The 12,786-nt window shown below is 60.1% G+C and carries 10 protein-coding genes; 4 read left to right on the top strand and 6 right to left on the bottom strand.

Going from position 1 to position 12,786, the window contains the following annotated elements:
• Positions 1-13 precede the first annotated feature (13 nt).
• A complete protein-coding gene (locus N7U68_RS06550) occupies positions 14-2,473 on the bottom strand; it encodes a GcvT family protein (RefSeq protein WP_263048623.1) in 2,460 nt (819 codons plus the stop codon).
• Between the two features lie 158 nt (positions 2,474-2,631).
• Here N7U68_RS06550 and N7U68_RS06545 point away from each other — a divergent pair, with 158 nt between their 5' ends.
• Positions 2,632-3,411, top strand: coding sequence for a methyltransferase domain-containing protein (locus tag N7U68_RS06545; protein WP_263048622.1), 780 nt, complete (start codon positions 2,632-2,634; stop codon positions 3,409-3,411).
• Positions 3,408-4,007: a GNAT family N-acetyltransferase gene (locus tag N7U68_RS06540; RefSeq protein ID WP_263048621.1), complete on the top strand. Its 600-nt coding sequence runs from the start codon at positions 3,408-3,410 to the stop codon at positions 4,005-4,007. Before N7U68_RS06545 ends, N7U68_RS06540 begins: the two co-directional genes overlap by 4 nt.
• Here N7U68_RS06540 and N7U68_RS06535 read toward each other — a convergent pair.
• From N7U68_RS06535 to N7U68_RS06515, 5 genes are read right to left on the bottom strand one after another with little or no spacing between them, the layout of a single operon-like run.
• Positions 3,989-4,780, bottom strand: a complete 792-nt coding sequence (locus N7U68_RS06535) for a phytanoyl-CoA dioxygenase family protein (RefSeq protein WP_263048620.1) — start codon at positions 4,778-4,780, stop codon at positions 3,989-3,991. The two genes, N7U68_RS06540 and N7U68_RS06535, sit on opposite strands and share 19 nt — an antisense overlap.
• On the bottom strand, positions 4,773-6,164 hold the full coding sequence (locus N7U68_RS06530; protein ID WP_263048619.1) for an aminotransferase: 1,392 nt from the start codon (positions 6,162-6,164) through the stop codon (positions 4,773-4,775). Before N7U68_RS06530 ends, N7U68_RS06535 begins: the two co-directional genes overlap by 8 nt.
• Positions 6,165-6,207: 43 nt before the next feature.
• Positions 6,208-7,386, bottom strand: coding sequence for an aminomethyl transferase family protein (locus N7U68_RS06525; protein WP_263048618.1), 1,179 nt, complete (start codon positions 7,384-7,386; stop codon positions 6,208-6,210).
• Complete coding sequence (locus tag N7U68_RS20980; protein WP_308446172.1) at positions 7,383-8,939, bottom strand: phytoene desaturase family protein; 1,557 nt, start codon at positions 8,937-8,939, stop codon at positions 7,383-7,385. The genes N7U68_RS06525 and N7U68_RS20980 overlap by 4 nt, the downstream gene beginning before the upstream one ends.
• Complete coding sequence (locus tag N7U68_RS06515; RefSeq protein ID WP_263048617.1) at positions 8,936-10,573, bottom strand: phytoene desaturase family protein; 1,638 nt, start codon at positions 10,571-10,573, stop codon at positions 8,936-8,938. The genes N7U68_RS20980 and N7U68_RS06515 overlap by 4 nt, the downstream gene beginning before the upstream one ends.
• A 141-nt stretch (positions 10,574-10,714) precedes the next feature.
• Here N7U68_RS06515 and N7U68_RS06510 point away from each other — a divergent pair, with 141 nt between their 5' ends.
• Both N7U68_RS06510 and N7U68_RS06505 read left to right on the top strand, forming a co-directional pair.
• Positions 10,715-11,359, top strand: a complete 645-nt coding sequence (locus N7U68_RS06510; protein ID WP_165197146.1) for a TetR family transcriptional regulator C-terminal domain-containing protein — start codon at positions 10,715-10,717, stop codon at positions 11,357-11,359.
• 262 nt (positions 11,360-11,621) lie between these two features.
• The gene (locus N7U68_RS06505) at positions 11,622-12,749 is read left to right on the top strand and encodes an ABC transporter substrate-binding protein (RefSeq protein ID WP_165197148.1); all 1,128 of its coding nucleotides are present in this window, start codon (positions 11,622-11,624) and stop codon (positions 12,747-12,749) included.
• Positions 12,750-12,786 lie beyond the last annotated feature (37 nt).

Below are 12,786 nucleotides of genomic sequence, written 5' to 3'. Positions count from 1 at the left end.
GCGCCATGCGCTGTTACACTTTGATCTTTGTCATGTCCGGATCATAAAGAGGTCTGAGCGACGCCGTCGCCGCGTATCGCTGTCCGGCAATGTCGATCTGCCAGTGGCCTGCCTCGACCCGCGCGGCGGTCAGGGGAGCGTCCAATTCGGCAAAGCCCAGCCCCACCGCGCCGCCCAGCGTGTGTCCGTAGCCGCCAACCTGAATGTAGCCGACTTCACGGCCATCCAGATAAATCAACTCGTTGCCATATAGTAACGGCTCGGGATCGCGCAGCAGGAATTGCAGCATCCGGGCGTGCGGGACACCGCGCGCCTTGATCGCGGCCAGCGCATCGCGCCCGATAAAGCCGCCGGGCTTGTCCAGTTTGACGGCAAAGCCCAATCCAGCCTCGATCGGGTTGTCTGTGTTGTCCACATCCAACCCAAAATCGCGATATGCTTTCTCTAGCCGTAGGGAATTCAGCGTTTGCATGCCGGCATTGCGCAGGCCCAAATCATGGCCTGCGTCAGTGATCAGATCATAGGTTTGCACTGCTTGCGTCGCAGGGACGTGCAATTCCCATCCCAACTCGCCCACAAAGGTGACGCGCATGGCCAGCACAACAGCATAGCCGACGTCGATCTCGCGCGCAGTCATAAAGGGAAATGCATCGTTACCGAGGTCCGCGCCCGATACGCGGCTGAGAAGTTCGCGCGATTTAGGGCCGTGCACGTTGATCTGCGAACGCGCGGCAGTGACATCGGTTATGACAACAAATTCATCCTCCGCGATATGGCGGCGCAGACGCATTTCGGTGTGGCCGTGGCTGTTTTCACCGACCACGACCATGAATTTGTCTCGGGTCAACCGCGTCACAGTCAGGTCCGCCTCGAACCCGCCGGCTTCGTTGACCCACGCGGTATAGACGACCCGACCCGGTGCCACATCGACCTCGTTGCAACTGAGGCGGGACAGCAGCGCGCAGGCATGCGGACCTTCGACGGCAAAGCACGACATGGTGCTCATATCCATAACGATCACGTCTTCGCGCGCGGCGCGGTGTTCTCCGGCGTGCCAGTCCCACCAATGTTGACGGAACCAGCTATGATTTTCGATCTTGGCCTGACCGGGTGTCGGCGCGAACCAGTCCGGCATTTCCCAACCGTGTCCTTCGGCGAAATAGGCCCCCGCCGCAGCCAACCGGTCATGCAGAACCGAGCGTTTGACATTGCGCGCGGTCTTTGGTGATTCATCCGGCCAATGTTGACCAAAGAGCATACCCAGCTGCTCTGGTGTGCGGTCACGGCGAAACGCAGGTGTTGCTTCGGATTTGCCAAAGCGGTTGACGTTGATGCCCGTCACATCGACGGGCGGCAGGCCATCGACGATCCAGTGCGCCAGAACCATGCCAGTGCCCGCACCGTTTAGGATGCCGAGCGAGTTCATGCCGCAGGCAACCCATGCGTTGCGCAACTCCGGCGTCGGGCCAACCAGCGGAGCCAGATCCGGGGTAAAACTCTCTGGTCCGCAAAAGAGCTTTTTCACACCATGGGTCATCATATCTGGGACGCGGCTATAGGCCTTTTCCAGATCGGGGGTGACACGGTCCCAGTCCGGTTCAATCTCGCCGAACTGGAAATCGTCGGGAATGCCGTCCAGCTTCCACGCGGCGGCACCCGGCTCGAACAGGCCCAGCATCATCCCGCCCATTTCCTCGCGGTAGTAAGTGTAGGTGCTGGGGTCTTCGAGCACTGGCAGATCACGGGGCAGGCCGGGGATGGCTTCGGTGATCAGATAGTAATGTTCGGCGGCCTGTAGAGGCAGGTTAATGCCGGCCTTTGCGCCCAATTGTCGTGACCACATGCCGCCGCAGATCACGATGTTTTCGCAGGTGATCGCCTGACCGTCCTGCGTGCAGATGCCAGTGGCGGTGCCGTTCTTGGCGGTAATCTCTGTCACGCGGACACCCTCGAATATCTGCGCGCCCCCCATACGCGCGCCCTTGCCCAGCGACATGGTCACATCAACCGGGTTCGCACGGCCATCTTCGGGGATGTAGAATGCGGATTTTACGTTGTTAAGATCGCCGACGGGAAAGAGATCCTGCGCCTCGCGCGGTGACACTTCGTAGCAATTGATGCCGTATCGCCGCATGAACGGCGCTGCGCGGCGCATCTCGTGTGTACGCTCGTCGTTGGTGGCGATCTGAAGGTAACCAACATCGCGAAAGCCGGTTGGCAGGCCGGTTTCCTGTTCCAGACGGGCATAGAGGTCACGCCCATGAGTATAGATTTCGCATTCGGACTCTGACTTCAACAACCCTGCGACGATCAGCCCGGCGGCGTGCCAGGTGGTGCCGGAGGTCAACTGCCCCTGTTCCAGAACGACCACGTCCGCGTGCCCGAGTTTGGTCAGGTGGTAGGCCGTGTTGCAGCCAATAGAGCCGCCACCGATGATAACTGTCCGGGCATGGCTGGGCAGATTGGCAGGCATGGTTGGTTCCTGAATACATGGTGGACATAGAGGCAGGCTATTGAATGATCATTCAGTCGGCAAGGGTGGAATTCCGCAAGATGCTGCGGCAGTATTGACTTGTCCGGCTGCGCGTTTCGCGGTTCACTAAATTGAATGGAAACGCAGCGGAGGATGTCATGCCGGGCGATGATCTATACGACCAGATACACATAGATTTTCTAGAAGAGCTGTGGGGCGAAGGGTATCTGTCACCCGGCGGACCGGACGAGGTGGCCCGCGTGATCGAGGCGGTCGATCTGGCGGGCAAACATGTGCTGGATATCGGGTGCGGGTCGGGTGCCATTGCCTTGGAACTGGTGCGCAGTCACGGTGCAGGGCACGTCACCGGCATCGACGTCGAGGACCCGGTTTGCCGCGCGGCGCGGGAGCGGGCCGAGGCGGCGGAACTCGCGGATAAGATCACGATCAAGAAGGTGACGCCGGGCCCCTTTCCATTTGCGGATGCGACATTCGACGTTGTGTTTTCCAAGGACTCCATCATCCACATCCCAGACAAAGAAGCGCTGACCAAAGAGGCGTTCCGGGTGCTGAAACCGGGTGGCATGTTCGCGGCATCGGACTGGCTGATCTCGCATGATGGTGCGCCTAGCCGTGAGATGGCTGATTACATCGCCGCCGAGGCGCTGGACTTCGCCATGGCCTCGCCCGCACGATACGGGGTGGCGATGCGCGATGCGGGGTTCGAGGATGTCGAACTGGTCAACCGCAACCGTTGGTATGCCGGTGTCTCAGTGGATGAGTTAGAACAACTGTCCGGTGCAAGGCGCGGCGCTTGGGAGGCGCGTTATGGCGCGGATTTCATCGCCGAGCAGATTGCGACATGGCAGGCCATGGTGCCAGTGCTGCAATCGGGCGAGCATTGCCCCCATCACATACGTGGGCGCAAGCCGGTATGATCCCTGCCTTGTCGTCCGCCGAACTGATACTGGAGACGCCGCGCCTGCGCCTGCGACCCTATGCGCTGGACGACGAGGATGTGGCGCGCGATGTACTGTGTGATCCAGCGGTGACCAGATACGTGTGTGATCCGAAAACGCCGGAGCAAGTGGCAGAGGCGATGTCGCTCATTACCCGGCGCGGTGCCGGTGGTCGGATCGGCATGTGGTGCGCCGAGCGGCTGGATACCGGCGAGAAGATCGGCGATGGCGTCCTGACCCCGATCCCGGTGGAAGCGGACGACATTGAATGGGAGGCGCTGGTGCCGGATGCCTATCCCGACGACCAGATCGAGGTCGGCTATATGCTGAAGCAGTCGGCGTGGGGGCAGGGCTATGCCTCAGAGATCTGCACGCGCCTGCTGCGTTTTGCGTTCGAGGCCACCACGCTGGATTTGGTGGTGGCCTGCACGGACCCCGAAAATGCAGCATCGCAACGGGTGCTGCTGAAATGCGGCCTGCGTGATTGCGGCATGGGACGGGCCTATGCCGAAGACGTGCCGTGGTTCGAGATCACGCGCGCCGAGTGGCAGGCCGATCAGGCATCGAACCAGTGATTGTCCGGGTCGCCCGGATAGACCCCCAGATAAGGCCCATGTGACTGATAGCCCATCAAGCGGCGGACGTGGTCGGGATAGGAATCCGCCTTCTCGCGAGGGACGGAGAGGTACATGTTCTCTTCCTGTCGCAGCCAGCCCAGCGAATAGGTGGTGATCAGTCCGGTACGCGGCTCGGTGCTTTCATTCTTGCCACCGCCGTGCACGGTACCACCCAGATAGAACAGAACCGACCCGCGCGGCATGGCCGCCTGCGTGACATCCGTTTCGGGGATGTCCTTGATCTTGCGCAGGTCCTGCGAACCGGGAACGACGCGGGTGGCGCCGTTTTCAATGGTAAAATCGGTCAGCGCCCACATCGCGGAAATCTGGAATTCCACGCCGGGAATGCGAATAGGGTAGAAGTCGTCGTCGCGGTGCAACTGTTGACCACCTTCGCCGGGGTGTATTTCGATCGCGGTGGAACTGCCCAGCCGATAGGTCTTGCAATGGCGTTTCAGCACGCGGTCGGCGACGCCCATGACCAGATCATGTGCAATCAGGTCCGCCGAAGCGGTACTGTAGGCCAGAATGCTGGCCAGTCTGCGCGTTTTGAACCCGTTAAAGTCATTGGCGAACTTATCGCCTTGCTCATCGAATGGTGCGTCGAAATCCGCCAGTATCTGGTCCAGCAGAGCAGGCTCTGCGAGGTTTTCAACGATTACGCCGCCGTCAGATAGCAGGGCCTCTGCCACAGCATCCGCGTCATTGTTCAGTCTCTTGATATCAACCATTGTACTCTGCGCTGAGCTTTTCCAGCCCCGCCTCCATGATGTCGAACATATCGTCAATTTCTTCTTTGCTGATGATCAGCGGCGGCGAGAATACCGCCATATTCCCGAACGGACGCAGCATCAGCCCCATTTCCTCGCAAGCCATATCCAGCTTGGCGCCGAACTTGAGATGCGCGTCGAATGTGTCTTGCGGCAGGTCTGGGCGACACTCGATACACCCCAGCAATCCCATGCCGCGTACGTCGCCGACAATGTCGAACTTTTCGCCTATCGCCTTCAATCGATCTTGAAAATGCGGTGTGACGCGCTGCACATGGCCGAGAATATCCTCGTCTTCCATGATCTCGATATTCTTGAGTGCCGCAGCGCAACTGACAGGGTGACCGGTATAGGTGTAGCCGTTGTAGAAAACCTCTTCGCCGGTTGGATCCTCCATGCGCTTCATCAGCGCGTTGGACATGATACACGCGCCCAGCGGCAGATAGCCTGATGTCAGCCCTTTGGCGCAGGTGATCATGTCGGGCACAATGTCGAACACTTCCTCGGAGGCGAACCAATGCCCGAGGCGGCCAAATCCGGTCACAACCTCGTCGGAAATATAGAGAATGTCATGCTTGCGACAGAGATCGAGCGTGCGCTTGTGGTAGCCGGGCGGCGGCACGATGACCCCTCCCGAGCACAGGATGGGTTCGGCGATGAATGCACCGATATTGTCCGCACCTTCGCGTTCGATCAGCGCCTCCATATCGGCAACTTTCTGATCGCACCACTGGTCCAGCGTTGTCCCCTCGGGGCGACCATAGGGATTCACATCAGGCAGGAAACGCACCAGATCGCTGGCATTGTCGTATTTGGTGTTGAACCGCTCCTTGCCAGTCACGGAAGAGGCGAGATAGGTCGATCCGTGATAACCTTTCTCGCGGGCCATGATCAGCTTCTTCTCGGGCCGTCCGAGACGGTTGTTGTAAAACTGTACTGTGCGCAGCGCGGTATCGACAGCGGTGGAGCCGCCGGTGGTGAAGAACACGGTATCTAGGTCGCCGGGCGTCATCTCGGCAATCTTGCGCGCCAATATCGCCGCGGGTTCGGATGTCGAGGACCAAGGCGAGGCATAGGGCATTTCCATCACCTGCTTGGCGATGGCGTCGGCCATGTCTTGTCGGCCATACCCAATCTGCACGCACCACATGCCGCCGGGTCCGTCGATGAACTTCTTGCCGGTGCTGTCCCACACGTAGATGCCCTTGGCGGTGTTGATCCGCATGTAATCATCCGTGCGCCAACTGTCAGTGGTGGCCCAAGGGTGGAGGTTATGGTCGCGGTCCCAGTCGGTGATGTCGGTATCACTGGGGCTGTTGGCGGGGGCGGTTGCAAGGTCGGTCATCGGTTTCTCCGGTTTGAAGTCTGTGAGGCGCGGCGATCTGTGGTCACAATCGGCCGGGCGGTGTTGCGCGGGCGCGAGCCGGGGCGAAGAACGGCGTCGTCATCGGGGTGAGCCGGGCCATGCGCGTGGTCCAGCGACCTTCTTCGGATGTATAAACTTCGGCCCAGAGATCAGGCGCGCGCGGACGGGCGTAGGACGTCTTGACATGCGCCAGTGCGATGTTGCGCTTGGCCGTCGGTGACCACAGGCCCGACGTGATATGGCCCACCTCGCGCCGTTTGCGATGATAGACCAGTGCGCCGTTGGCGGGTTTGAACCCTTCAACATCCAGTTTCATCAGCAGGCTGCGCGGTGAGTCCTGTGCCGCGCGCAGGGCACGGCGACCGTTAAAGTGGCCTTTGTCCCAGTTAACCTGCCAGCCTAAGCCCAGTTCGAACGGGGTCTGTCCGCGATGCAGCCGCTCGGTGGCGTGAACGGGTTGAAAATCAATCCCGGCGGCCAGATAGCCGGCCTCAATCCGGGCGATGTTGACCGCCTCGTATCCGATGGCGCGCAGGCCCTGATGCGTGCTTGCCTGCCAAATCCGATCCCAGAGCGGCAGGGCCGCATCGCGGTCGGTCCACAACTCGTACCCCAGATCGCCGGTAAAGCCGGTGCGCGAAATCATCAAACCCGGCTCGACTTCGGCGTGGTCGAAGGGTTTCATCTGCGCCACCTCCAGACCGGCCGCCTCAAGGATCGCATAGGAGGTCGGCCCTTGCAGTGCGAGGGCCGCGAGAGTGTCGGTTTCGTCGATCACATCAGCGTCCATGCCCCATGTGGCATCCAACAGCCATGTCAGCATCGGTTCCTGACAGCACAGCCGCCAGTCATTCTCGGCCAGACGAAAGAGCGTGCCGTCGTCGATGACCATCCCCTCTTCGTCGCACCAGACGCAATAGCCGACGCGGCCCACGCGGATTTTTGCTGCATCGCGGGTGATCAGCCGATTTATCGCGGTCAGCGCGTCGGGGCCGGTAATCCGATATTTCTTCATCGGCGATATATCAAAGAGCGCGGCCTGATTGCGCAGCGCGAAATATTCGAACTCCACATTATCCAGCGATGCGGGGGCGATGTATCCGGCCCAGCCATACCATGCCTTGCTGCGGCTCTGCTCTTCCAATCGGGGCTGAAAAGGGCCACCACGCAGGCCGAGTGCGGGATCGGTGAAAATACTCATTTGCGCCCCTCCGCCGCTAGGGCGACCAGCGCCGCGTTGCGCCCCGCCAGCCCCATGATATCGCCTCCCGGATGCGCCGACGCACCGCAAAGGTAGAGGCCATCCGGCCCCAGCGCATAGCGCCCCAGCCCGCTGGCCGGGCGCAGTGTCAGCAACTGATCAAGGCTCATTTCCGCGTGATGCCAATGCCCACCCGGCGCGCCGGTCTCAGCCTCGATATCGGCGGGGGTCAGAACTTCTGTCGCGGTGATCTGCCCGGGCAGATCGGGCATGTAGGCGGCGAGCGTGTCGATGGCTGTCTTTGCCAGGGCTTTCTTGGCCGTTTCGGTCCAGCCCCCCTGCAAATCGCATGGCGCGTATTGCACGATGGCAGATAGAAGATGACCACCATCCGGTGCGAGAGTCGGGTCTGTGACGGATGGTATGATCGCTTCAATCACCGGGGCAGATGACATCTCGCGGTACTTTGAGGGGTTGAAGGCGCGCTCGACATAAGCTGCAGAGGGCGCGACGACCATACGCGCGCCGGTCAGGCTATCGGGCAGGCCGGAGATCGCTGGCAGTCCACCAAGGCGCAGATTGACCTTGGCCGCCGTGCCCCGCGCGCGGACGTTGCGCATGCGCCGCGCGGCCTCGATATCGAAATGCTGCGACCCGGCAAGGCGGCAGGTGGCCTCGGCTCCTGTACTGGTCAGGACCAGCGGCGCAGTGAGGCAACGACCATCGGACGTCTCGACACCGGTGACTGCGCCATTCTCGATCAACAATCGGGAAACGCTTACGCCTGTCTCTATCCGGCAGCCCGCACCGCGTGCGGCTCCGGCGAAGGCGCCGCAAAGCGCGGTCATGCCACCCATTGGTAGCGTGGCCTCGCCGCCATGCCCCATCCGGTAAATCAGGCTAAAGACCGTGCCGGGCGCGCGCGGTCCCATCGCTGCGCCGCGCACTGCATCGGTGGCCAGCAGACCGGCCATCGGGCCATCGGGCATTTCGTCCAGAATCGTGTCGAACGCGTTGGACAGCAACACGCGCAGGAAATTGCGCATTTCATCCCGGCCCATCCGCTTGATCCCGAGGCCAAGCCACCCGAGTCGCGTCAATTGCCGTAATGCGCCGCGTGAAGCCAGAGGGGCGTCAAAACCAGGTGGCGCATTCTCGGCCAACTGCCGTAGCAGGGCACCGTATTTGACCAGTCTATCGTGCAGAGTGCGGTAGGCATCTGCGTCAGGATGCGCACTGCCATCCGTCAGCGTCGCCTCACCGGCGTGCAGCACGACATGCGCGCCATCGGGTGCCAGCGCCACAGTGGGCAGTGGCGTTGTGCGAAATGGCCAACCACCCTTGCCCAGACCGATATCGGCGCGGACAACCGGGCTGAGATTATAAAGCAGATGCGCGCACCGCGGTGCGCCATCGGGGCCGGGGGCAGCCATGCCGCCCAGTGTCTCGGACTGTTCCAGCAGACAGACGGATTTGCCGCGCCTAGCCAGCACGCTCGCCGCGCTCAGCCCGTTGATTCCGCCGCCGATTACGATTGCGTCAAAGCGGCTCATGCGGCGTAGCCTTTCATCCGTTTGTCGCGGGTTTCACGGCGCAGGATCGTGCGCGCGGCATTGGCACCGGGGGCACCCATGACGCCACCACCGGGATGCGCTGAGGATCCGACCAGATACAGCCCCTTGATGGGCGACTCGTACTGGGCAAAGCCCGGTACAGGACGGTTGAACAACAGTTGGTCGAATGTCAGTTCACCCTGAAAGATGTTGCCCTCAGTCAGCCCTACTTCACGTTCGATATCTGCGGGGCTGCGCACTTCCTTGTGTACGATACGCTCACGTATGTCGGGGCAGGCAATGGCGATCTGGTCAATGACGGCCTCGGCCATGGCGGCGCGCTGCGCATCATCCCAGTTTGCGCCAGACCGGATGCCGTCGACCTCCAGATCATAGGGTGCATACTGCACGAATACCGTCATCATGTGGCTGCCTGTCGGCGCCATGGTGGGATCTATCTGACTGGGGATCAGCATGTCGATATAGGGCCTGACTGACCAGCGCCCGTCCTTCCAGTCATCATAGGCGCGCTCCAGATCCATCAAGCTTTCGGAGACGTGCATATCGCCGCGCAGGAAGCCGGCATGAGCAGGGGCCGCAGGCATGTCAGGCATCCGGTCGAGCGCGATGTTCAGCTTGGCCGATGAGCCGCGTATTTTGAATCGCTCGACGCCCTTAACGAAGTCACCGGGTAGTTTAGCGCGCGGAACGTGGTTCAGGAATGTGCGCTTTACATCCATGTTGGAGGCCACAACAGGCGCATGGAACGTGTCGCCGTTTTCCAGTGCCACGCCAGTTACGCGGCCATCCTCTATGATGAACTCCTCGACACCTGACCCCGTCAGGATAGTGCCGTCGTGATCCTTGAATGCTGCGGCCATCGAGGCCGAAATCGCGCCCATTCCGCCGCGGGCAAACCCCCATGCGCCGATGCCACCATCAATGTCGCCCATGTAATGGTGCAACAGAACATAGGCTGTGCCGGGGGAATAGACGCCCAGACCGGTACCGATAATGCCGGAGCCCGCCAAATGCGCCTTGATCAGGTCATTTTCGAAATGTTCATCTAGAAGATCACCAATGGACATAGTCCAGAAGCGCAGTGTTTCGCCCAATTCCTTCTTGCCCAGCCCGTGGGCCTTTTTCACCAGATATGCCAGTTCACTCAGGTCGCGCGGACGCATTGACGTGGGATCGGGCGCATCGCGCAGGAGGAAGGGACGAATGAACCGGCATTGGCGCATGATCGCCTGACTGTAATGGGCGTAAGCATCCGCATCGCGGGGGGAGTGGCGCGCCATTTCACGGCGCAACGCATCATGATCCGAGTAGTAGGCGAAGTAGTCGCCGCTCTTGGTAAAGCTGGCGCCGCCTTCGTAGGGGATGACTTGCAGGCCGTATCTGGGCAGGTCGAGATCGCGTACAATCTCGCGCCGCAACAGCGAGCAGACGTACGAGCAGTTTGAGTAGGTCCAGCCCTCGTGCAGCGAGCGGCTGACTGCCGCACCGCCGATCCAGTCGTTTTTTTCGACCACCAATACCTGCAAGCCAGCGCGCGCCAGATAGGCGGCAGTGGTCAGGCCATTATGGCCCGCGCCAGCGATGATCGCGTCATATGATGTCTGTTTTGCCATGAATTTGAAATCCTGAAGCCAGACTAGACTGGAGTTGAGTGTTTCGTAAAGTTTATTTGAGTAAATAAATAAATTTTTTTACTGACGAGGCTGAATTTCTGTGACAAAATAGGGAGTATGGCGTCGACAATGGGATGATTAATGGCGGAATCACGCACTAAGCCGCGCAAAGAGCGCACCGAAAATGCGAATCGGCGACGGCGACAGTTGCTGGATGCGGCGAAGCGGTCGATCCTAGCGCATGGTCTGGCCAGGACAACGCTGGCAACCGTGGCCGAAGAGGCTGGGCTAAGTCAGGGCGTGGCGGCGTTTTATTTCAAGTCCAAGAATGGCCTGTTGGCCGAGACGCTGCGCGATCTCTACTCCCAGTACGAGGTGCTCTGGATGGGCGCGCTGGAGCGGGCAGGGAGTGATCCGCGCGATCAGCTAAGCGCGCTGATCGCCACAGATTTTGAAGCTAAGGCGTGCGGACCAAAGGTGCTGCCGCTCTGGTTCGCGTTCTGGGGGGAGCTGCGCTTTTCCGCGCAATATGCCGAAGTTGCGCAGGAATTCGACCAGCGTCGCCGCGAGGCGCTGACGCGGGTCTGGGATGCGTTGATACAGAATGGCGCATCCGGGGATGCTGATGAATTGTGTGACTGGATGGAAACGCTGACGGATGGGTATTGGCAACATTTGCACATCGCGCCGGGTGGAATGACGCGCGCGCGCGCAGAACGTGCCGCGCGGGTCTGTCTGGCCAGGCTGGTGCCAGCATTGGTGGGGAGTATTGACGCAGATAAATAGAAAATCACTGTGCTGCGCATCAGGCATATCAGATCGGCCAAGCATAATCCGGCAATAGTCGGAGGATATGAATAATGGCTCAATGGTCGACCTGATTTGATTTGCTGTTCAGTTACTGAATGAACATTCAATAAGTGGATGCCGAGGTCCCGCCCTACATGACTACATTCTTTTACATTGACGGACGCATGTAGACCGGGTGATCATCCACACATAACAGGCGCGGAACAATCCGGGCCATACCAAAGGGAGTCTGACAGAGATGGATGTTGTTGATCAGCTAGGTGCCATGCGCGAAGGCAAAATGAGCCGCCGTGCATTCACGCGCTCACTACTGGCAAGTGGCGTGGCGATTGCGAGCGTTCCGGTCGGCGCAAGGCGCGCGATGGCTGCGGCCGAAGATCAGGGAACGTATTTTACATGGGGTGGGTACGACATCCCTGAATTGTTCCAACCCTACAATGAAGCCAACGGCGAGTTGCCTAATTTCGCCGTGTTCGGTGGCTCTGAAGAGGCGCTGACCAAGATGCGCGGCGGTTTCGTCGTAGATGTTTCGCACCCCTGCAATTCGGCCCTGCCGCGCTGGGTCAAGACGGGTCTGTTCCAATCAATCGACACGTCGCGCCTTAGCAATTGGCCCGATGTGATGCCGGAACTGGTCGATCTGCCGGGCAATATGGCTGAAGGCAACGACATCTGGATGGCGCCCTTTGACTGGGGGCAGACATCAATCACCTACCGGACCGATCTGATCGATCTGGAAGGTGAGGAAGAAAGCTGGGATATCCTGTGGGACCCCAAGTACAAGGGCAAGCTGGGATCGCTGGGCGCGGGCGCGGACGCGTGGTGGATCGGTGCAATTAAGGCCGGTGTGCCGTTCGATCAGCTCGATACGCCAGAAGCGTTCGAAAAGATCGCCGCAGTGATGCGCGAGCAACGTCCACTGATCCGCACATATACGGATGATAACACCACGCTTGAACAGGCGCTGTCGTCGGGTGAGATGGTCGCGTCCATGACGTGGAACAGCTCTGCAGTGCAATTGCAGGCCGAAGGCGTGCCAGTCAAGTTCGCCAAGCCGAAAGAGGGCGCTCTGACTTGGGTATGTGGTCTGATGGTGCACAAGGACGCGCCCAAGCTGGACAAGGCATACGAGATTATCGACAGCCTGATCAGCGTCGAAAGCGGCAAGTTCCTGATTGGCGATTACGGATATGGCCATTCCAACAAGAAGGCGTTCGATGAGTTCGACGAAGAGACGCTTACGGGGCTTGGTCTAAGCAAGAACCCGATTGAAATCCTTCAGGCGGGGCACTTCCAGATACCGCAGACGCAGGAATGGGAAACCAAGATGAACGAAATGTTCGAGCAGATCAAAGCTGGTTTCTGATTTCAACGATCCACGGCCCGCCAACCCTAGGTTGGCG

This window comes from Roseovarius pelagicus, assembly GCF_025639885.1.
Classification (GTDB): domain Bacteria; phylum Pseudomonadota; class Alphaproteobacteria; order Rhodobacterales; family Rhodobacteraceae; genus Roseovarius; species Roseovarius pelagicus.
The sequence above is the reverse complement of the archived record's forward strand: the minus strand, read 5'-3'. Positions and strand labels throughout refer to the sequence as shown.

Excerpts from the sequence above, each read along its gene's own strand:
- N7U68_RS06550 (WP_263048623.1), bottom strand. The coding sequence starts at position 2,473 with ATGCCTGCCAATCTGCCCAGCCATGCCCGGACAGTTATCATCGGTGGC.
- N7U68_RS06545 (WP_263048622.1), top strand. The coding sequence starts at position 2,632 with ATGCCGGGCGATGATCTATACGACCAGATACACATAGATTTTCTAGAA.
- N7U68_RS06540 (WP_263048621.1), top strand. The coding sequence starts at position 3,408 with ATGATCCCTGCCTTGTCGTCCGCCGAACTGATACTGGAGACGCCGCGC.
- N7U68_RS06535 (WP_263048620.1), bottom strand. The coding sequence starts at position 4,780 with ATGGTTGATATCAAGAGACTGAACAATGACGCGGATGCTGTGGCAGAG.
- N7U68_RS06530 (WP_263048619.1), bottom strand. The coding sequence starts at position 6,164 with ATGACCGACCTTGCAACCGCCCCCGCCAACAGCCCCAGTGATACCGAC.
- N7U68_RS06525 (WP_263048618.1), bottom strand. The coding sequence starts at position 7,386 with ATGAGTATTTTCACCGATCCCGCACTCGGCCTGCGTGGTGGCCCTTTT.
- N7U68_RS20980 (WP_308446172.1), bottom strand. The coding sequence starts at position 8,939 with ATGAGCCGCTTTGACGCAATCGTAATCGGCGGCGGAATCAACGGGCTG.
- N7U68_RS06515 (WP_263048617.1), bottom strand. The coding sequence starts at position 10,573 with ATGGCAAAACAGACATCATATGACGCGATCATCGCTGGCGCGGGCCAT.
- N7U68_RS06510 (WP_165197146.1), top strand. The coding sequence starts at position 10,715 with ATGGCGGAATCACGCACTAAGCCGCGCAAAGAGCGCACCGAAAATGCG.
- N7U68_RS06505 (WP_165197148.1), top strand. The coding sequence starts at position 11,622 with ATGGATGTTGTTGATCAGCTAGGTGCCATGCGCGAAGGCAAAATGAGC.